Raw genomic sequence first — 19,941 nt, 5'->3', positions numbered from 1 at the left:
ATCGACTCCTTGCCGCCGCCACCGGAGCCGCAGCCGGCCAGGGCTGTGGCACCGAGCCCGGCGGTGAGGCCGGCGCCCAGGACAGTGCGACGGCTGGGGCGTATCGCTGCAGGTGCAGGTGCAGGTGCAGGTGCAGGTGCAAATGCAGGTACGGGTGCGGTTACGGGTGTGGGCGCGGTCGTGGCGGAGCCCGGGGGCCGAGGCGGGCTTCCGAGTCGGGCCTGTCGTGCCGCGCGGGGCGGTCGTGGTCGGAGGTGTCCCATGCGCTGTTCTCCTCTGAACGGCTGAGGCTGGACGGGCCCTGAGATGGGGAGGGGCTCGCGTCGTGGCCGCTGTAGAACGGTGGGTCCGGCGGGTCCTGCGTGACCCTGAACTGCTCAGGGCTGGTCCTGAGCTGTCCCGGGTGTCCGGGGGCTGTCTCAGGAGGGGTCGACAGCGGCCCGCTGGGATGGTGTGCCTCGGCAGCAGTGCCGTGCACTCATATGATCGCTGAATATTGCTCAACTGAGAGTGAGCGTAGTCATATACGCTCAGGTGAGCAACAGTCCGCGAGCAGATGTTCACGACGTGAGATCTTGGAGGAGGGTTCCCATGGCGCACCACGGCACGATGTCGGACGGGGAGCCGCAGGTCGGCACAGAGATCGAGGTGCCCCCGACGGCCCTGCTCAAGGTCCAGCTCGCCACCGGATATTTTGTGGACGGCCAGTCCAAGGTCGAGCTCGCCCGCCGCCATGGGTTGTCCCGGTTCCAGGTGGCCCGACTGCTCGACGAAGCGCGCGACGAGGGCATCGTGCGCATCGAGATCGTCGACCCGACGGCCACCGGACGCACCCACGCGCAGCTCGCGCAGCGCCTCGGGATCTCCTCGGTGACCATTGCCGCGTCCCGCCCGGGCGAGCCGATGCGGGATGCGGTCGCCCGCCAGGTGGCACGCCTGCTGCCGGTCGCCCTGCGTGAGGGCGGCCGTCTCGGAGTCGCGTGGTCGCGCACCCTCATGCATCTGCCGGACCACCTCGGCGCGCTGCCCCCGGCGGACGTCGTCCAGCTCGTCGGCCCGCTCAGCGCGCCCGGCTTCTCCACCGCCCTGTCCTCGGCGCTCGTGCACACCCTCGGCGCCCGGGCCGGCGGTCGGGTCTGGGCCCTGCCCACCCCGCTCATCGTCGACTCCGCCCAGGTCGCTTCGTCACTGCGAGCCATGGAGGAGGTGCGCACCGCACTCGATGCGGCCGACGACCTCGACGTCGCCGTGGTCTCCATCGGTGCCTGGGCCGCCGGCGCCTCGACGCTCTGGGCGCGGCTCGGGGCCGACGAGCAGCGCCGTGCGCACGACGCCGGCGTCGTCGCCGAGGTGTGCGGGATCCTCCTGGACGGCTCGGGGGCGGTGTGGCGCTCCGCGATGGAGGATCGTGTGATCGGTGTGCGGGCCGACCAGCTGCGACGCGCCCGGGTGATCGCTGCGGCCCCCGCCGTCGGCCGCCCCGAAGCGGTCGTCGCCGCAGCTCGCTCCGGTCTCGTCGACGACATCGTGCTCGCCCCCGAGCTCGCCGACCAGGTCGCCGCGCTGCTCGGGTGAGGGGTGGGGCTCCGCTCGCCGCTCGCCGCTCGACGCTGGCAGCCCGCCGCTCGCCGCTCGCCGCCTTCACCTGGGCGTCGTCGTCTCTCTGTGTCCCGATCGTCGGCGCTCAGTCGATTCGATCAGATGAGCGCCAACCCCTGCTCATCTGACGCGGGAGTGTGTATCGTCAGTGCTCCGAGCACTCGCCGACGAAGGATGAGCCATGACCGCGTTGACCTCCGCTTCCCTCTCCGACATCGCTGCGAAGGGCGAGGTCGCCGTCCCGACGTACCCGCTCCAGGAGCGGAAGGTCGGCATCGTCCACTTCGGCGTGGGCGGCTTCCACCGCGCGCACCAGGCCATGTTCCTGGACCGGCTGTTCAACGCCGGCCGTGACCGCGACTGGGCGCTGTGCGGCGTCGGCCTGCTGCCGGGCGATTCCCGCATGCGCGATGCCCTCGCCGCCCAGGACGGCATGTACACGCTGGTCACCAAGGCGCCCGACGAGACCCGCGACCCCCGCATCATCGGCTCGATCGCCAAGTACCTCTTCGCCCCCGACGACCCCGAGGCCGTGCTCGCCCAGATGGTCGACCCGGCGGTGCGCATCGTCTCGCTGACCGTCACCGAGGGCGGCTACAACTACAACCCCTCCACCGGCGAGTTCCAGTACGAGACCGAGGCGGTCGCCGCGGACCTCTCCACCGACTTCGCCGACGGCTCCGGCACCCCGCGCACGATGTTCGGTTACGTCGTGGAGGCGCTGCGCCGCCGCCGCGAGGCCGGCACGGAGCCGTTCACGGTGATGTCCTGCGACAACGTGCGCGGCAACGGCGACCTCGCCAAGCGCATGATCCTCGCCTACGCCCGCCGCCGCGACGAGAACGGCCTGCACGGCGAGGCCACGGTCGGCGACTGGATCGAGAGCCACGTCGCCTTCCCCAACTGCATGGTCGACCGCATTACCCCGGTCACCGCGCCCGAGGACATCGAGATGATCTCGGAGGATTACGGCATCGAGGACGCCTGGCCCGTGGTCAGCGAGGACTTCGTGCAGTGGGTTCTGGAGGACGAGTTCCCCGCCGGCCGTCCCGCCTATGAGGAGGTCGGGGTGCAGATGGTCGAGGACGTCGAGCCCTACGAGCTCATGAAGCTGCGCCTGCTGAACTGCTCCCATCAGGCCATCGCCTACTTCGGCCTGCTCCTGGGGCAGACCTACGCCGACGAGGCCGCCGTGGACGAGCATCTCGCGCCCTTCACGCGCACCCTCTACATGGACCACGAGGGCACCCCCACCGTGCCCGAGGTGCCGGGCATGGATCTGACCGCCTACAAGGACGAGCTCATGGCGCGTTTCGCGAACCAGAGCGTCAAGGACACACTGGCCCGCCTCGCCGCGGAGTCCTCCGACCGCATCCCCACCTGGCTGGTCCCCGTGATCCAGGAGAACCTCGAGGCCGGACGCGACGTCACCGCCTCCGCCGCGATCGTCGCCTCCTGGGCCCGCTACGCCGAGGGCACCGGCGAGAACGGTGAGGAGTGGCCTGTGGTGGATCGTCTCCACGACCGCGTCATGGCCGCCGCCGCGAAGCACGACGAGGACTCGCTGGCCTTCCTCCGCGACGAGGAGCTCTTCGGCGACCTCGTCGATCAGGAGGCCTTCACCGCGCCCTATCTCCACGCCCTCGAGGTGCTCCGGGCCGACGGCGCCCGAGCCCTCCTCGCGGAGCTCGTCGAGAAGGGCTGACCCGCCGCTCGCTCGGGCTGCCCCACCACTGCGAGACAATCACCCTTGCTGGCGTCGACGCACCTCGGTCGCCTGCCGCCCTGTCCAGCCCAATTTTGTGGGGTGGAGACCGATGCTGGCGCACGCATCGGTCGTCCAGGCGGCAAAACCAGGATCCTGGAGAAGTGGACTGGGCCGAATGGGCAGATTCGGCCGACTGGGCCGACTGTGCTGCTGGGCCTCTGCCCCACTGCGCCACTGTCCGAGGTGGTTGAGGTGGTTGAGGTGGTCGCGGTTCAGTCTGACGCCGGCGGGCGGAGGGATCGTCCGAGCAGAGCTCCGCGGCGACCGGCCCAGTTGTCAGGTGACGGGGCGCGGGCACCGGCTCGCAGGAACGTGCGGTGCAGGGCGGCCAACGCCCGCTTGGGATGTTTGATGTCCTCACCTGTGAGGGTTCTCAGTTCCCACCCCACGGAAGCGAGCGAATCCTTCCGTGCCTGATCAGAGCGCCATTGCTTCTTGGTGAGGCGGTGATAGTCGCCGTCGTACTCCACGCCGATCCTGTGCTCCGGGTATGCGAGGTCGAGGTACCGCATCTGCCCGGTGTCGGGATCCACCACTGGGTGGTTGATGGCGGGCTGGGGAAATCCTGCGCGGCCCAGCAGCAGCCGTGTCCGCGTCTCGCCCGGGGAATCCGTGTTCGGTTGCGCATCCCGCAGGGCCTTCCTCAGTGCAGAGGAACCCCAGCGTGAGCCGTAGGTGTCTGCCGCGATCCGGATCGCCTCCAGCGTCACGCCGCGTACCGGGGGATCCCGACGGACCAGGGAGTCGATGGCGATGACGACTTCATCGTGGGGGAGGATGCTTGCGAGCTCTAGCAGTACGACGTAGGGGTGGGACATCTTGAGCCCCAAGTAGGTGAAACCGGGTCGCGGGGACGTGCGATGCAGGACCACATGCTGTCCTGCAGATCTCTGGCGACCATGCTCGAGCCGGGCATGGAGCAGCGGCGGTGTCGTCAGGTGGCGAGCGGCGGCAGGCGGACCCGGCTGGGCCCCCGCTGTGTTGAGCGTGAGGCCGGACTCCGCTCGTGACACCCATGCGGCGGGGAGCTCGTCAGCGTGATCCGCTGCGGAACCTGGTGGGATCGGCACTGTTCCCGGCACGGTGCGTCGTCCGTCGAGAATATAGGACGCGCTGGACAGCAGGCCCATCTCGTTGTCGGTCCACCAGGGGATCGAGATGCCGAACAGAGCGGCGGCCGTGGTGTGGCTGATGATGGCGCCGGGGATCACGCTGGTCTGTAGGACGTCACACATGGTGTTGACGCTCGCCGGTGCCGACGTCGGGGTCGAGAATCCGTGGAAGACCGTGGTGAATGCAGGCCCCGCGAGGCGGTCCGTGGAGACGCCGAGACTCCGCCACTCGGCGCGAGAGAGGAGGGCCCCAGGCGGGAGAGGTGTGGCTCGCATGTCGGCCGACGGTAGTGCCCGGGCATGCGGTGCGCTCGATCCCACGTTCCCATGGGGATGACACTGAGTTGTGGAGGAGGGGTTCTCACTTCTCGCGACGCCCGACCCGACCCGACACGACCCGATCCGCACTCCGGAAGGTGAGGGACACCGTGCCGCCCGGAGCCGGGATTCCGCAACGAGATATCGAGTTTTGCTGGATCTAGGNGGTGGCGAGGTGGCGAGGTGGCGAGGTGGCGAGGTGGCGAGGTGGCGAGGTGGCGAGGTGGCGAGGTGGCGAGGTGGCGAGGTGGCGAGGTGGCGCGCGGGGGGCAGCCTCGCCCCCTCGCGTGGAGGGGATCGCTGCGGCGCGCGCGGGGGAGTGTTGGGTGGGCCACGTCTCGAAAACGCTGTGACCTGGGACTGCGTCTCGACAGATGGGGTCATGAGCGTCTGGGCGGGCGCCCTCGTAGACTGGTCGGCGGTTCCGTGTGCCCGATGCCGTCCGCGTGCTCGATGCCGGGAGTGCTCTTCGCCTCCTGCGCCGTGCCGCCTCCCGTGCTGGGCCGCCGGCTCTGCCGTGCCGCCGGGTCCGCTCGAGGGCGGTCCCGGAGCAGGAACGTCTGATGCTTTACGTCCGATGCCCGCAACCGTGAAGGAAATCGTCCCATGAGCCTGGTCGTCCAGAAGTTCGGAGGATCCTCCGTCGCCGACGCCGACTCGATCAAGCGTGTCGCCCAGAGGATCTCCCTGTACTCCAAGGCGGGCCACAAAGTGGTCGTCGTCGTCTCCGCCATGGGCGATACCACCGATGAGCTCATCGACCTCGCCGAGCAGGTGAGCGACCAGCCGCCCGCCCGCGAGCTCGACATGCTGGTCACAGCAGGCGAGCGCATCTCCATGGCGGTGCTGTCGATGGCGCTGAACGATGCGGGCGTCGATGCGCGTGCCTACACCGGCTCGCAGGCCGGCCTGATCACCGACGAGGTGCACGGCAAGGCCCACATCCTGCGCGTCACGCCCGGCCGCATCCAGGAGGCCCTGGACGAGGGATCGGTCGCGATCGTCGCCGGTTTCCAGGGCGTCTCGCAGACCACGAAGGACATCACCACGCTGGGCCGCGGCGGTTCGGACACCACGGCTGTCGCGCTCGCCGCGGCGCTCGAGGCGGATGTCTGCGAGATCTACTCGGATGTCGACGGCGTGTTCAGCGCGGACCCCCGGGTCGTGCCTGCCGCCCGCCGTGTCCCCTTCATCTCCTGCGAGGAGATGCTCGACCTCGCCGCCAACGGCGCCAAGATCCTCATGGTGCGCAGCGTGGAGTACGCCCGCCGCTACGGGGTGCCGCTGCACGTGCGCTCCTCGTACTCGGGCCGGTTGGGGACGATCGTCTCCGACGACCCCGAGCGCATCATCCCCATCGACCCCGATGTCACCCTCCGTGCCGCGGACGTCGCCCGTCGCGACGCCGCCGACCCGACCAAGGAGCTCCCCATGGACGACCATTCCGATCCCGGCCTCGAAGCCCCCATCATCTCGGGCGTCGCGCATGACCGCAGCGAAGGCAAGATCACCGTCGTCGAGGTGCCGGACGTCCCCGGCCGCGCGGCGCTGCTGTTCGACGTCGTCGCCGGCTCCGGCGCGAACATCGACATGATCGTGCAGAACTCCTCGACGGTGGACGACACCGTCGCGATCTCCCTGACCCTCCCCGAGCAGGACGTCCCGGCGGCGCTGAAGGCCATCGAGGCGTCGCGCGAGGCGATCGGCTACTCCGAGGTGCGCTACGACGACCAGATCGGCAAGGTAAGCATCGTCGGCGCCGGCATGCGCTCGCACCCGGGCGTCTCGGCGACCCTGTTCCGCAGCCTCGGCGAGGCCGGCATCAACATCAACATGATCTCGACCTCGGAGATCCGCATCTCCGTGGTCACCGAGCAGTCGCGGCTCGACGACGCGGTGCGCGTGATCCATACGGCGTTCGGCCTGGACGCCGAGCAGACCGAAGCCGTCGTGTACGGAGGGACCGGACGATGACCACCCAGAACCCCCAGAACCCCCAGGACAGCCAGGCGTTCGACGTCACCGTCACCCCCGGGTACGCGGCCGACGGGCCGGCCATCGGCGTCGTCGGTGCGACCGGCCAGGTGGGCAGGGTGCTGCTGGCCCTGCTCGCGGATCGCGCCGTGCCCCACAGCGCGGTGCGCGCGTTCGCGTCGGCCCGCAGCGCCGGCTCGACCGTGCAGTACGCGGGCCAGGACCTGATCGTCGAGGACGCCACCTCCGCGGACATCACGTCCGAGGGCAGGACGGTCGACATCGCGATCTTCTCCGCCGGCGGCTCGACCTCGACGGCGCTGGCCCCCCGGTTCGCCGAGGCGGGCGCGACCGTCGTGGACAACTCCTCGGCGTGGCGCCGCGACGGCGAGGTGCCGCTGGTGGTCTCCGAGGTGAACCCCGAGGCCATCGCCGATCTGCCGCGCGGGATCATCGCGAACCCGAACTGCACCACGATGGCCGCGATGCCCACCCTGAAGGCTCTGCACGACGAGGCCGGTCTGGCGCGGCTGAAGGTCGCCACCTACCAGGCCGTCTCCGGGTCCGGCGTGGCCGGGGTAGCGGAGCTCGCCGGGCAGATCCGGGCCGGGGCGGACGATGTGGAGAAGCTCGCGCTGGACGGATCCTCCGTCGACCTCGGCGAGCCGGGCGTCTACGCGAAGCCGATCGCCTACAACGTGCTCGCGCTGGCCGGGAACCTGGTCGAGGACGGCTCCGGGGAGACCGACGAGGAGCAGAAGCTCCGCCACGAGTCGCGCAAGATCCTGGGCCTGCCCGAGCTGCCCGTCGCGGGGACCTGCGTGCGCGTGCCGGTGATGAGCGGTCACGCGCTCGCGATCCATGCCGAGTTCGATCGCGAGATCACGGCCGATCGTGCCCGTGAGCTGCTCGAGGCCGCCGAGGGCGTCTCCGTCGTCGACCTGCCCAACCCCCTGGAGGCCGCCGGTCAGGACGGCACGTTCGTGGGCCGGATCCGTCAGGATCAGTCTGTTCCGGGCGGAAAGGGTCTCGTACTGTTCGTCGTAGCGGATAATCTGCGCAAGGGCGCTGCCCTCAATGCCATCCAGATCGCCGAACTGATCGCGAAGGGACAACCTCGATGACGCTTGCCGCGACGAGCGGCCCCCCTGGTGCGGGGACCGGGCCATCGCCGTTGTCCGCTGTCTTCTCCGATCGTGCCGGCGATGAATCGTTCGACGGGAACTCGGTGAACATGAGCGTGGACCCCCTGGCGCAGGCACTGCGCACGCTGGACTCGATCTCGACCGCGGAGCTCGAGGTCGGGACCGATCTGCGGACCATCGTCGGCGCCCCGACCGAGGTCTCGGCGGTGGCGCCGCCGGCCACGACCGGGGATGCCGCCCCTGATCTCGCGATGGTCCTCCAGGATCCCGGAGTCGCCGACGCGCCGTTGTCGACCACCCCGGGTCAGGCCCGACGGGAGGCGATCCTCGACGGTGCCGCCGCGCTCTTCGCCGAGCGCGGCTATCACGGGGCGAGCCTGCGCGACATCTCGCGCCGCGTGGGCATCTCGCATCCGGGGATGCTGCACCACTTCGCCTCGAAGGAGGTGCTGCTGGGCGCGGTCGCGGACCGGCTGGAGGCCCATGCCCAGGGCCTGCTGGACTCCGTGGAGTCGCTCCAGGGATCCCCGAAGGCGCTGCTCGCGGCGCTGGCCGGCCCGTGGAACCCCACGCAGCACTCGATGGCGCTGCTGGCCACGCTGGCCGCGGAGACCGTGAACCCGGATCATCCGGGCCGCTACCGCATCTCGCGGCTGCGTCTGGTGCACGAGCACGTGCTCGAGCAGGTCTTCACCGGGCACGCCGAGCGGGGTCTGCTGGTCGAGGGCGTCGAGCCGGCGTTCATGGCCCGCAGCCTGTTCTCCCTGCTGCTGAGCCTCACGGTGCGTGAGCATTCGGTGCGTGCGCTGCAGCAGGACCGCACGGCCGACCCCATCCGCGACGTACACAACTTCGTGCGTCTCTGCATCGTCGACTGAGGCGGGCGCGAGCGTGGCTGAGGTATCCGGAGGCACGGCGTCCACGAACGATGCCGTCGGGTCCGTCGGGTCCGACGGGATCGCCGGGGCGGACCGGGCCGACGGGGCTCGCCCGTCCGATGGGGCCGATGGGGCTCGCCCGTCCGATGGGGCCGACGGAGCCGACGAAGCTGGCCCGGCCGACGGAACCGACCGGGCCGACGGGGCTCGCGCGTCCGACGAGCAGGGTGCCGGCCCGGCGGGACGACGGGCGCGGCTGCTCGCCCTCGCGGGACTCGCGGTGCTCGGCAGCGAGGGCGATACGGTGGGTCGCGTGCGCGATATCTACCTGCACGATCCGACCGGTGAGCTCGCGGCGGTCTCTGTGGTGCGTCGTCAGCTCAGCTCCCGCCACGTGGTGATCCCGTCGGCGGCGATCGCCGAGCTGCCTGCTGCGGAGCCCGACGAGAGCTCGCAGTCGATCCGTCTGCAGATCTCCGCCGAGACCGCGCGCACCGGTATCCGCCCGCCGCAGACCGCCCATCTCACCCCCGAGCTGCTGCGCGAGGCGCACCAGGTGCTCGGGCTCGAGGAGTCCGCGACCGCATGAGGATCCTGCTGCTGACGCACTACTACGCGCCCGAGTTCGGGGCGCCGCAGCGTCGATGGTCCGCCCTGATCGAGCGCTTCATCGCCGCCGGCCATCGGGTGACCGTGGCGGCGCCGGTGCCGCACTATCCCAGCGGCCGGCCCAACAGCACCCAGCGGCGCACCCATCGCGTGGGCGGGGTCGAGGTGGGCCGCCATGGCGAGACCGTGCTGCGCACCGCCTATCTCCCGCACCTCGCGGACATCGGCACCCGCACCGCCGATCATCTGGTGGCCGCCGCGGATTCGCTGTGGCGCCTGCGTCGGCGGTTCTCCCGCCCCGGGACCCGGCCCGATGTGGTCATCGCGACCGCCCCCGCGATCCCGACGCTCATGGTGGGGCGCGCGCTCAGCTCTCTGTGGGACGTTCCGCTCGTGGTGGAGATGCGCGATGCCTGGCCGGATCTGGTCACGCACGTCGGCCCCGCTGGTGCGCTGCTCGCGGAAGCCGCCCATGCCCCGCAGCCCAACGCCGCCCGAACCAGCCTGCGGTGGGCGATCGCGCTGGCCAAGGGCATGGTGCACCAGCAGGTGACCAGCTGGCAGAGCGGTGCGCAGGCCGTCGTGACCACCACGGATCGCTTCGCCGAGGTGCTCGAGGAGCGCGGCGTCACCGAGATCGACGTGGTGCGCAACGGCACCGATCTGGCGGCGGTCACCCCGCGTCACGATCACCTGCCCGGTGATCATCCGGAGCTGCGCTGCCTGTACCTGGGCAACATGGGGCGCTCGCAGGGTCTGGACACCGTGGTGCGCGCCGCGGCGCAGCTGCATCGCGAAGGGGTGAACCTGCAGGTACGCCTCGTGGGCCACGGGGTCGAGGCGTCGACCCTGGCGGCCCTGGCCGAGGAGCTCGACGCCCCGGTGGAGGTGCTGCCGCGCATCCCGCACCGCGAGGTCGGCGCGCAGTACCACTGGGCGGACACGGTCGTGGTGTCGCTGCGGGACTGGGCGCCGTTCCAGTGGACCGTGCCCTCGAAGCTGTACGAGATGCTCGCGACCGGGCGGCACATCACGGCGATGCTGGACGGCGAGGCGGCCGACGTGGTGCGGGCGGCCGGCGCCGGCCACGTGCTGCCCCCGCAGGACGTCGACGCGCTCGCGGACCTGTGGCGGGAGCTCGCCGCAGACCGTTCGCAGGCCGGCGTGCGGGCCAGCGGCCGGGCCTGGGTCTCCGATCATGCCGACGACGACGTCCTCGCGCGGAGGTACCTGGACATCCTCGCCCGCGTGATCCGTCGGACCGCCTGACTCCGTCTGGCCGTCTGACTCTGTCTGGCCGCCTGACTCCATTGGGCCGCGTGATCCCGTCGGGTCGTCTGACTCCTGGAGCTCTTGGAGACCCCGGAGTCGTCTGACGCCATCGACGCCTATCGACGCTTCTGACGCTTCTGATCCGACGACTGTGGACCGACCTGCCTGAGCATGCACCGTCGCGGGACTCATGACGCGACCGCGCGTTGCGCGTCCCCGCCATCGCGGAGCGCGGAATATACTCCACGGCCCGAGGACAACCACGGGAAGGACACCAGTGAGCGCTGACGCCAGAGCAGCGGCCGGAGCGCCCGCCGCGAAGAAATCCGGGTTCCGCCCCGACGTCCAGGGACTGCGGGCGATCGCCGTGCTGTTCGTGGTGCTCTATCACGCCGGGGTTCCCCTGATCACCGGTGGTTTCGTCGGCGTCGACGTCTTCTTCGTGATCTCCGGGTTCCTCATCAGCACCCACCTGCTGGAGTCGCTGGAGTCCCACGGGCGGATCCGTTTCGGGAGCTTCTACGCCAAGCGCGCCCGACGCATCCTGCCCGCGTCCTTGCTGGTGGCGCTGCTGACGGTGGTCGCGGCGTGGATCTGGATCCCTCCGCTGCTGATGAACGAGGTGGCCAAGGGCGCGGTGTCCGTCGCGCTGTACGTGCCGAACATGCTGTTCGCGGTGCAGGGCACCAACTACCTGGCCGAGACCAGCCCGTCGGTCTTCCAGCACTACTGGTCCCTGGGCGTCGAGGAGCAGTTCTATCTGTTCTGGCCCGCGATCCTCGCGCTCGGCTTCTGGCTGTGCCGGCGCAGCGAGCGGCGGCTGCTGATCGTCGTCTCGGTCCTCACGGCGATCTCGTTCGTGCTGTGCGTGGTGGGCATGGCCATCTCCCAGCCGTGGACCTTCTTCGCCCTGCCCACCAGGGCGTGGGAGCTGGGCGCCGGCGCCCTGGTCGCGTTCCTGCTGCGCTCCGGAGCGCCGTGGCTGCGTTCGGTGCGCACCGGGCTGCTGTCCTGGCTGGGCCTGGCGCTGCTGGTGGCGGTGGGACTGCTGTACACCGCCGCGACCCCGTTCCCCGGATACACCGCGGCGCTGCCCGTGATCGCGACGGCGCTGCTGATCGTGGGCGGCGCGGCACCTGGCGGCGCGAACGCGAACCGTCTGCTGGGCGTGCGCCCGATGCAGTTCGTCGGCGCGATCTCCTACTCGCTGTACCTCGTGCACTGGCCGCTGCAGGTGATCCCGCAGGTCGTCGCCGGGGAGGAGTCTCCGCTCCCGCTGTGGGTCAAGCTGCTGCTGGGCGCGGCGGCGTTCCCGCTGGCCTGGCTGCTGTTCCGCGTCGTGGAGCGCCCCGTGATCGCCTGGGCTCCGCTGCGGCAGCGTTCGCAGCTGTGGACCGGCGCCGTGGCGCTCGCGGCGTCCGCCGCACTGATCGCCACGGGTGGCAGCAGCTATCTCCTGACCCAGGAGGAGGAGGCGGCGACCGATGTCGCGGCGGCCGCGGAGGCACCGCGCCCGAACCCCGAGGGCACCGATTTCGTGCCCGAGAACCTCACGCCCTCCCTCGAGGAGGCAGAGGACGACAATCCCACGATCTACGCCGACGGCTGCCACCGCCAGGAGCCCGACACCGACCCCAGCGGCTGCCGGGTGGGGGACGACGAGGACGCTCCGCTGGTGTTCCTGTTCGGGGACTCCCACGCGGCCAGCTGGTACCCGGCCCTCGCGGAGCTCGCCGAGCAGGGAAAGATCCGGCTGGACACGAACACCAAGAGCTCGTGCACCTCGGCGGACCTCCGGCAGCTGGAGAGTGGCGTCGAGTACACCGAGTGCGATGAGTGGCGCGCCGGAGTCATCGACCGGATCAACGCCGAGCAGCCCGATCTGGTGCTGCTGACGAACTACCCCGGCGCCCCGCCCGAGCTGGTGGGTGGCAATGACGACTTCCCGGCGAAATGGCAGGCCGGGCTGGAATCCACGATCGGGAAGATCGACGGGCCAGCCGTCGACGTCCCCAACCAGGGCAGCACCTCCGCGGTGTGCCTCTCGGCGCATCTGGAGGACGCCCAGGAGTGCGCGATCCCGGTCGGCGAGGCGTTCGACGCCCCTCTGGTGACGGCCAGCGAGGCCGCCGCCACGGACAGCGGTGCGACGTTCCTGGATCTCGGGCGGTACTTCTGCAACGAGGAGAACTGCCCCGCGATCATCGGGAACACCCTGGTGTACCGCGACGGCCACCACCTCACGGCGCACTTCAGCCGCCAGATGGCCGAGCCGCTGTGGAAGGAGCTCGAGCCGACGATCGGCTGAGCCGGGCCGACGCCGACGGGCGGCCGGGCCGGGTCGCCGACAGGCGGCCGGCTCGCTACAGCACCGTCTCCGCGCCCATCACCACGGTGCGCGTGGGCGGCAGGTGCAGCACGTGCGTGCGGTTGGCCGAGGCCCGTTCGAGCTGACGGAAGATCGCCTTCTGCCAGCGTGGCATGGAGTGGTCCTGGCCCGGTTCGATGCGGAACACGGACAGGAAGTACACGGCGTTCTCCGGGTCCAGCAGCAGCTCCGGGACGTGCTTCGTGCAGTCCGGGGCGCAGTGGTCGTGGAGGTGGCCGCGCAGCTCGATGGCGGCGCGCAGCGCGGCGGGGACATCCTGCGAGTCGTGGAAGCCCACCTGGTAGGTGACCCGCACGATCCCGTCGGAGCTGTCGCCGAGCACGTCGACCAGCACCCAGTCGTCGTGGTGCACACGCGGCACCCAGAGGTGCTTCATGGTCACGATCACCACGTGCTCGTGGAGCACATGGTTCATCTCCACGCCGGTGCGCAGGGCCAGCGGCACCGTCGTCGGATCCCCGTGGGGGTACACGGCGAGCCCGTGGACCCGCGGCACCGCCCGGGCAGGCCCGACCACGAAGTCCTCGATCGGTCCCTCCATCTCGCGTCGCCTCCCGAACAGGATCCGTGAGCCCCGCTTCCACACCAGCATGATCGTGGTGAGCACGGCGGCGACCACCAGCGGCAGCCAGCCGCCGTCGGGGATCTTCACGACGTTGGCGGCGAGCAGCACGAGCTCCAGACCGCCCACGACCACGGCCATGGTGATCACGCGCCACAGGGGCCACTTCCGGATCCGTCGGGCGTAGAGCAGGAACAGGGCGAGCACCAGGATGATCGTCCCGGTCACCGCGAGGCCGTAGGCCGCGGCGAGCGCCTCGGAGCGTCGGAAGACGACCACCAGCACCACCACGCCCACGAACAGCAGCGCGTTGATCGAGGCGACGTAGATCTGCCCGCCGTGCTCGGCCGAGGTCTGCGTGACCTTCAGCCGCGGCAGCAGGGACAGGCGCGTGGCCTGGCGGGACACGGAGAACGCCCCGGAGATCACGGCCTGGGAGGCGATCACGGTGGCCATCGCGGCGAGCACCACCAGGGGGATGCGCAGGGCGTCGGGCACGAGGGAGAAGAAGGGGTTCGCGACGGCGGCGGGGTCGGCGAGGATCAGCGCGCCCTGGCCGAAGTAGTTCAGCAGCAGGGCGGGCAGCACGAGGCAGATCCAGGCCAGCGCGATGGGCCGTCGGCCGAAGTGCCCCATGTCCGCGTACAGCGCCTCGGCGCCGGTGATCGTCAGCACCACGGCGCCCATCGCGATGAACGCGACCACGGGCCGGTCGATCATGAACGCGATGGCGTAGTGCGGGGACAGCGCCCGCAGGATCGACGGGCTCGCGAGCACATGCGGCAGACCCATCGCCGCGAGCGTCAGGAACCAGATGACCATCACGATCCCGAAGGAGCGGCCGATGCGAGCGGTGCCCCAGCGCTGCACCGCGAACAGCGCCGTGAGCACGATCAGCGCGCCGGGCAGGATCACCGTGTTCGGGACCGAGCTGGCCACCTCGATGCCCTCGAAGGCGGAGAGCACGGAGATCGCAGGGGTGATCAGCGAGTCCCCGAAGAACAGGGCGGCCCCGACCACGCCGAGCACGAGCGCGACCGCCGCTTCCCGGGAGCCGATGAGCGAGCCGCCGGTGCCGAGCTTGCGCAGCACGAGCGCGGTGAGGGCGAGGATGCCGCCCTCACCCTGGTTGTCGGCGCGCAGGATCAGCCCGATGTAGGTGACGCTGACGATGATCAGCAGGCACCAGGTGACCATGGAGATCACGCCCAGCACGTCGGACTCGGAGGGGGCGACGGCGTTGTGGTGGGTGCTGAAGACCGTCTGCAGCGCATACAGCGGGCTGGTGCCGATGTCTCCGAACACGACGCCGAGCGCACCGGTCATCAGGATCGCCAGCGGTTCCCGGGTGCGGGGCATGCCGCGCTGGTCGAGGTGGTGATGGGGGTGCTGGTGCGGATGGGGCGCGTGCGCGGGGTGCGGTCCCGGGGCGTGACGTGCGGCCGACGCGCGCTGCGCGCGGTGCGGGTGCTCCGGGTCGGTGTCGGTCGACGGAGGGACCGGTGACTCGTGGTCGTCGGTCTGGGGGAATTGCTCGTGATCAGGGTCAGATGGCTCGTCGGAGCGGGGCGAGCGCGAGGAGTTCTCGGGCACGACGCTGATCCTGCCACTGCCCGGGCCGTTTGCACCCGACCGGACCGCAGCAGTTCTGTTCCCTGCGCCTCACCAGGGGCGGCGCAGGCCTGCGCGCCGCGAGATTATCAGTCGGCCTCGCGGGGGAGCCACACGCGCATCGGGCCCACGCTGCGGTTGCCCCAGGCGTAGTACGGGATCGCGGTCCAGGTGGTGGGCGTGCGGGTGACCTCCGCATCGGCGCTGCCGTGGACCGGGTAGGGCCAGGCGGCGGCCGCGGCGGAGACGGCGACAGCGCTGCCGCGGACGGCGAGCGGCACGGCGCCGTCCAGCGCGGGGAGCGGATCACCGGCCGACGGGGCCTGGTGCGGATCCACGGCGGCGTCGTCGACGCTCGCCGCGCCGTCCTGGTCCTCGTTCTCGAGCGCGTAGACCAGCGGGCCGCGCTCGAGGGCGACGGCGCCGCGGGAGGCATCGAGGCGGTGATGGGCGCCGACGAAGCGCGGGGAGAGGTCCAGCTCCAGCTCGATCACGTCGCCGGCGGTGAGGACCGCGCGGACCGCGGCGGGGGAGCCATCGGCCGGCACCGTGATCGGCTGCTCGGGCGCCGCGGCCGCCATCCCGCGGAAGGTGACCTCTGCGGTACCGCGCGACCAGGCCGGGATGCGCAGCGACACCGTGCGTTCCGTGGCCGGGGCCTGGAGCACCTCGACGTGGACGCGGCCGTCGACGGGATAGTCGGTGGTGACGCGGATGCTCAGGGCGTCCGTCCCCTCTCCGGCGCTCCAGGTGCCGGAGGCGTACTGGTGGAGCTGCAGGCCGTCGGCGGTCGCGGTGGCGGCGAGATGGTCGAGGCTCGCGAAGGTGCGCATGATGTTGGGCGGGCAGCAGGCGCAGTCGAACCAGCCGCGTCGGCCGTGGGCGATCGAGCGGCCCTCGTCGGCCGTGGCGCCCTCGCGCAGCTGCAGGGAGTTGACGTAGAAGTACTCGGTGCCGGCGAGGGAGACGCCGGGGAGGAAGGCGTTGAACAGCAGGCGCTCGATGACGTCGGCGTAGTGGCTCTTCCCGGTGGCCAGGAGCAGGCGCCAGGCCCACTGGATCGCACCGATCGCCGCGCAGGTCTCCGCATAGCCGCGGTCGGTGGTCATCTCGAAGGGGTCCCCGAAGGCCTCCCAGTCCCAGCGGGCGCCCATCCCGCCGGTGACGTACGTCTTGGAGGCCAGCAGGTCGGCGAAGACGGATTCCGTGGTGGCGAGCAGGGCGGCGTCGTCGTCCTCGACGGCCTGGTCGGTGGCGCCCGCGAAGAGGTAGAGCGCGCGCACGGCGTGGCCCTCCACGGTGCGGGCCTCGCGCACCGGGACCGCGGCGGAGAAGTAGCCCGGCCCGGGGTTCACGCCGTCGAAGCGCTCCTCGCCGCCGCGCATGTCCAGGAAGAAGCGGGCGAGGTCCTTGATCTCCTCGCGGCCGGTGAGGCGGAACAGCTCCACCAGCGCCATCTCGATCACGGGGTGGCCGCCCGTGGAGTGGCGCAGCTCGGGGCCGAACACGGTGCGCAGGTGCTCCACGATCCGCAGCGCGACCTCGAGCAGCTCCTGCTCACCGGCGCTCCGGGAGAGGGCGACGGCGGCCTGGATCAGGTGGCCGTAGCAGTACAGCTCGTGGTTCCAGGCCATGTGCGAGTAGTGCTCGTCGGGGGAGTGGCGCAGGGTGTGGACGGAGTTGAGGTAGCCGTCCTCCTGCTGCGCGCCGGCGATCATCGAGGTGACCTCCCGGGCCATGCCGCGCAGCTCGGAATCGTCCTCGCGGCCCAGTTCGAAGGCGACCGCCTCGAGCCACTTGTAGACGTCGGAGTCCTGGAAGATCATCCCCGAGGCCTCACCCTGCTCCGTGCCGCCGACGATGCGGAAATTGCGGAACGTGCCCGAGGCCTCGAGCTGCTCGTAGCCGGAGCGCAGGCCGGCGGTGCGGTTGCGCTGCTGACGGGTATGCCAGAAGCCGCCGGTGATCCGGGCGGCGCCGGGCTGCAGGGGACGCAGCGTGACGGCGGCCTGAGCAGTGGGGACCGCCGGCGCGGCGAGCGTGTTCGGGGACGTCGTCATCAAGGACCTCGCAGGTGAGCTTCGTTGCGGAAAGTGCGGAAACCGAGTTTCTGTGTCGATAATGGCATGCTCCCTCCAGCGGGACAACCCCCGTCCCGGAACGCACGTCACCGCACGCCATGCTCGCCACCGCACGCCACGCAGGACTCCAGGAGGCCCCGTGAAGACCACGCCGATGCGACCGTCGATGCCCGCCCCGCGCATCGCCGACGTCGCCGAGCTCGCCGGGGTCTCGATGAGCACGGCGTCCAAAGCGCTCAACGACACCGGCCAGCTGCGCGAGGACACCCGGGCACGGGTCAAGGACGCCGCGGCGCAGCTCGGCTTCGTGGTCGGGGCCTCCGGCCGCGGGGGCGCCGACACGCGCACGTACACCGTCGGTCTGCTGACCACGGACAGCTTCGGCCGCTTCACGATCCCGCTGCTGATGGGGGTCGAGGACGCGCTCGCCGCGGGGAAGATGGCGATCATCCTGTGCGACACCCGCGACGACGTGCTGCGCGAGCAGCACTATCTCCAGTCCCTGCAGGAGAGGCGCGTGGACGGTCTGATCATCACCGGACGCACCACCGATCCGCGGCCCTCCATCGGCCTGCCGATCCCGACCGTCTACGCCTTCTCCCCCTCGGAGGACCCCGACGACTACGCGGTGGTGGCCGACGAGGGCGCCGGGGCGACGATGGCCGCCGAGCACCTTGTGGCCATGGGTTCGCGGCGCATCGCGCACGTCACCGGACCGCAGCGGCACCATTCGGCCGACGCCCGGGCGCTCGCCGTGCACGAGACGCTGGGGGACGCCCTGGTCGCACCCACCCTCTTCGGGCACTGGTCCGAGGAGTGGGGCCGCGCCGCCGTCGACATGCTGCTGGCCTCCCACCCGGATCTCGACGGACTCGTCTGCGGCTCCGATCAGATCGCGCGCGGGGCGACGGATCGGTTGCGGGAGAAGGGGGTCGACGTCCCCGGGCAGGTGCGGGTCACCGGCTTCGACAACTGGGAGGTCATGGCGCTCGCCTCGCGCCCGCCGCTGACCACCGTGGACATGGGGCTCACCGAGCTGGGCCGCCTCGCCGGTCGCACCCTGCTCGACCTGGTCGAGGGGAAGCCCGACGTGCCGCACCAGCAGGTGCTCACGCCCCGCCTCGAGGTCCGCGCCTCCAGCCTCTGACCTCGGGTTTCTGGACGGGTCCCTGGCAAGCCTCCCTCTGATCGCCCAGTTTTGCGCCCCGGACGACCGATGCGCGGGGCAACATCGGTCGTGGCGCCACATAACTCGGTGCTCGGTGCTCGGTGCTCGGTGCCGGGTGCCGGGTGCCGGGTGCCCGGCACGTGGTGCCCACGTCGCTGCGAGCCCGGGCCGGCGCGGGTCAGGCCTCGCGGGCGGCGCGGTAGGCGGGCAGCACGACCGCGTCGCGCAGCGCCCGACGGTGCGGCTCGGGGGCGAAGCCGGCCTCGAGCCCGGTGAGCGCGACCTGCTCGAGGTCCTCGAGGGTCCAGTCGAAGGTATCGGTCACGAGCGTCACCTCCCGGGAGGTGGAGGTGCGGCTCATGAGGCGGTTGTCGCTGCTCAGCGCGAGGGCGAAGCCGAGGTCGTGCAGCGGCCCGACGGCGTGACGGGCGACGTCCGTGGTGTCGCTGGTCTGCAGGTTCGAGCTGGGGCACACCTCGAGGCAGATCTGCTCGCGGTGCACGCGCGTCGCGACGGGGCCGAGCTCCTGGTCACGGATGTCCTCGATCAGGCGCACACCGTGGCCGATCCGCTGCGCGCCGCAGTCCAGGGCGTCCGCGATGGAGGAGGGGCCATCGGCCTCTCCGGCGTGGATCGTCACGTGGATGCCGTGAGCGTGGGCGAGGTCGAACTGGGCACGGAACCGGGAGGCGGGGAACCCCTCCTCGGGGCCGGCCAGGTCGATGCCCACCACGCCGCTGGACCGCCGATCCATGGCGATCTCGACCAGGTCATCGGTGGGCTCGAGGTGACGCAGATAGCACAGCAGCTGACCGGCCACGATCCGTGAACCGGCACTCGCCGCTGCGGCGACGCCCTCGTCCAGCCCGTCCTGCACCGCCTGCACGGCCTCGTCGAGGGCGAGCCCGCCGGCGGTGTGCTGATGCGGTGCCCAGCGGGTCTCGGCGTAGACGACGCCGTCGGCGGCCATGTCCTCCACGAACTCGCGGGCGATGCGTCGCAGGGCAGGGGCCGTCTGCATCAGCGCGACGGTGCGGTCGAAGGTGGAGAGGTAGACGGGCAGGGATCCGGAGTCGGCGGCGTCGTGGAACCAGTCGGCCACATCCTGCGCGGTGGGGACCTCGGCGCCGCCCGGCACGTCGACGCTGCCGTCCGCCTCGCGGGCAGGAGCGATCGGCGGCGGGGCGATGCCCAGCTCGGCGCACAGCTCGAGCACGGTCGCCGGGCGCAGTCCGCCGTCGAGATGGTCGTGCAGCACGACCTTGGGCAGGGATCGCACAAGAGCGGGGGAGAGGCGCATCCATGCAGGATACGCCGCAGAACTGGGCGTGAATCGCCTGCTCGGGCCGGTGTCGTCGAGTCCGGGAGTCGGACCGCGGGCGGTCGAGGCGCGGGGCCACCGAGCTTCCCGAAACCATTCACGGGACTTTCCTCGTTCGTCATGCGCGCGAAACC

Annotated in this window: 13 protein-coding genes; 9 read left to right on the top strand and 4 right to left on the bottom strand. The window is 71.0% G+C overall.

Annotated elements, in window-relative coordinates:
- Nucleotides 1-591 precede the first annotated feature (591 nt).
- Together ABD093_RS00860 and ABD093_RS00855 are read left to right on the top strand one after the other, a co-directional pair.
- Entirely contained in the window at nt 592-1,575 is a 984-nt protein-coding gene (locus ABD093_RS00860) for a sugar-binding transcriptional regulator (protein ID WP_343921953.1), read from the top strand.
- Nucleotides 1,576-1,780: 205 nt separating this feature from the next.
- A complete protein-coding gene (locus tag ABD093_RS00855) occupies nt 1,781-3,304 on the top strand; it encodes a mannitol dehydrogenase family protein (protein ID WP_343921952.1) in 1,524 nt (507 codons plus the stop codon).
- A 275-nt stretch (nt 3,305-3,579) separates the two neighbouring features.
- Here the strand turns inward: ABD093_RS00855 and ABD093_RS00850 are convergent, their stop codons facing one another.
- Nucleotides 3,580-4,602 carry a hypothetical protein gene (locus tag ABD093_RS00850; RefSeq protein WP_343921951.1) on the bottom strand — a complete coding sequence of 341 codons (1,023 nt, stop codon included), beginning with the start codon at nt 4,600-4,602 and terminating at the stop codon, nt 3,580-3,582.
- An 801-nt stretch (nt 4,603-5,403) separates the two neighbouring features.
- Between ABD093_RS00850 and ABD093_RS00845 the strand changes: the two genes are divergently transcribed.
- The 6 genes from ABD093_RS00845 to ABD093_RS00820 all read left to right on the top strand — a co-directional run bounded on the left by ABD093_RS00845 (nt 5,404) and on the right by ABD093_RS00820 (nt 12,983).
- Nucleotides 5,404-6,771 carry an aspartate kinase gene (locus tag ABD093_RS00845; protein WP_343921950.1) on the top strand — a complete coding sequence of 456 codons (1,368 nt, stop codon included), beginning with the start codon at nt 5,404-5,406 and terminating at the stop codon, nt 6,769-6,771.
- The gene (locus tag ABD093_RS00840) at nt 6,768-7,895 is read left to right on the top strand and encodes an aspartate-semialdehyde dehydrogenase (RefSeq protein WP_343921949.1); all 1,128 of its coding nucleotides are present in this window, start codon (nt 6,768-6,770) and stop codon (nt 7,893-7,895) included. The genes ABD093_RS00845 and ABD093_RS00840 overlap by 4 nt, the downstream gene beginning before the upstream one ends.
- A complete protein-coding gene (locus ABD093_RS00835) occupies nt 7,892-8,794 on the top strand; it encodes a TetR/AcrR family transcriptional regulator (protein ID WP_343921948.1) in 903 nt (300 codons plus the stop codon). Before ABD093_RS00840 ends, ABD093_RS00835 begins: the two co-directional genes overlap by 4 nt.
- A 13-nt stretch (nt 8,795-8,807) precedes the next feature.
- Nucleotides 8,808-9,383 carry a PRC-barrel domain-containing protein gene (locus tag ABD093_RS00830; protein WP_343921947.1) on the top strand — a complete coding sequence of 192 codons (576 nt, stop codon included), beginning with the start codon at nt 8,808-8,810 and terminating at the stop codon, nt 9,381-9,383.
- Complete coding sequence (locus ABD093_RS00825) at nt 9,380-10,672, top strand: glycosyltransferase family 4 protein (RefSeq protein WP_343921946.1); 1,293 nt, start codon at nt 9,380-9,382, stop codon at nt 10,670-10,672. Before ABD093_RS00830 ends, ABD093_RS00825 begins: the two co-directional genes overlap by 4 nt.
- A 280-nt stretch (nt 10,673-10,952) precedes the next feature.
- The gene (locus ABD093_RS00820) at nt 10,953-12,983 is read left to right on the top strand and encodes an acyltransferase family protein (protein ID WP_343921945.1); all 2,031 of its coding nucleotides are present in this window, start codon (nt 10,953-10,955) and stop codon (nt 12,981-12,983) included.
- Nucleotides 12,984-13,038: 55 nt separating this feature from the next.
- On the opposite strand, the gene ABD093_RS00815 is transcribed toward ABD093_RS00820, so the two are convergent.
- Both ABD093_RS00815 and ABD093_RS00810 read right to left on the bottom strand, forming a co-directional pair.
- The gene (locus ABD093_RS00815; protein ID WP_343921944.1) at nt 13,039-15,219 is read right to left on the bottom strand and encodes a potassium transporter Kup; all 2,181 of its coding nucleotides are present in this window, start codon (nt 15,217-15,219) and stop codon (nt 13,039-13,041) included.
- Nucleotides 15,220-15,326: 107 nt separating this feature from the next.
- Entirely contained in the window at nt 15,327-17,297 is a 1,971-nt protein-coding gene (locus tag ABD093_RS00810) for a glycoside hydrolase family 127 protein (RefSeq protein WP_343921943.1), read from the bottom strand.
- A gap of 160 nt (nt 17,298-17,457) precedes the next feature.
- Here ABD093_RS00810 and ABD093_RS00805 point away from each other — a divergent pair, with 160 nt between their 5' ends.
- Nucleotides 17,458-18,465, top strand: a complete 1,008-nt coding sequence (locus ABD093_RS00805; RefSeq protein ID WP_343921942.1) for a LacI family DNA-binding transcriptional regulator — start codon at nt 17,458-17,460, stop codon at nt 18,463-18,465.
- 199 nt (nt 18,466-18,664) lie between these two features.
- Here the strand turns inward: ABD093_RS00805 and ABD093_RS00800 are convergent, their stop codons facing one another.
- Complete coding sequence (locus tag ABD093_RS00800) at nt 18,665-19,786, bottom strand: adenosine deaminase (protein WP_343921941.1); 1,122 nt, start codon at nt 19,784-19,786, stop codon at nt 18,665-18,667.
- Nucleotides 19,787-19,941 lie beyond the last annotated feature (155 nt).

This window comes from Brachybacterium tyrofermentans (assembly GCF_039526165.1).
Classification (GTDB): domain Bacteria; phylum Actinomycetota; class Actinomycetes; order Actinomycetales; family Dermabacteraceae; genus Brachybacterium; species Brachybacterium tyrofermentans.
Note: the sequence above shows the minus strand (reverse complement) of the source record. Positions and strands in the feature narration are given on the sequence as shown.

What these genes read in the sequence shown, in the direction of transcription:
- ABD093_RS00845 (WP_343921950.1), top strand. Translation starts at nt 5,404, where the DNA reads ATGAGCCTGGTCGTCCAGAAGTTCGGAGGATCCTCCGTCGCCGACGCC.
- ABD093_RS00860 (WP_343921953.1), top strand. Translation starts at nt 592, where the DNA reads ATGGCGCACCACGGCACGATGTCGGACGGGGAGCCGCAGGTCGGCACA.
- ABD093_RS00835 (WP_343921948.1), top strand. Translation starts at nt 7,892, where the DNA reads ATGACGCTTGCCGCGACGAGCGGCCCCCCTGGTGCGGGGACCGGGCCA.
- ABD093_RS00825 (WP_343921946.1), top strand. Translation starts at nt 9,380, where the DNA reads ATGAGGATCCTGCTGCTGACGCACTACTACGCGCCCGAGTTCGGGGCG.
- ABD093_RS00855 (WP_343921952.1), top strand. Translation starts at nt 1,781, where the DNA reads ATGACCGCGTTGACCTCCGCTTCCCTCTCCGACATCGCTGCGAAGGGC.
- ABD093_RS00810 (WP_343921943.1), bottom strand. Translation starts at nt 17,297, where the DNA reads ATGACGACGTCCCCGAACACGCTCGCCGCGCCGGCGGTCCCCACTGCT.
- ABD093_RS00850 (WP_343921951.1), bottom strand. Translation starts at nt 4,602, where the DNA reads ATGTGTGACGTCCTACAGACCAGCGTGATCCCCGGCGCCATCATCAGC.
- ABD093_RS00840 (WP_343921949.1), top strand. Translation starts at nt 6,768, where the DNA reads ATGACCACCCAGAACCCCCAGAACCCCCAGGACAGCCAGGCGTTCGAC.
- ABD093_RS00800 (WP_343921941.1), bottom strand. Translation starts at nt 19,786, where the DNA reads ATGCGCCTCTCCCCCGCTCTTGTGCGATCCCTGCCCAAGGTCGTGCTG.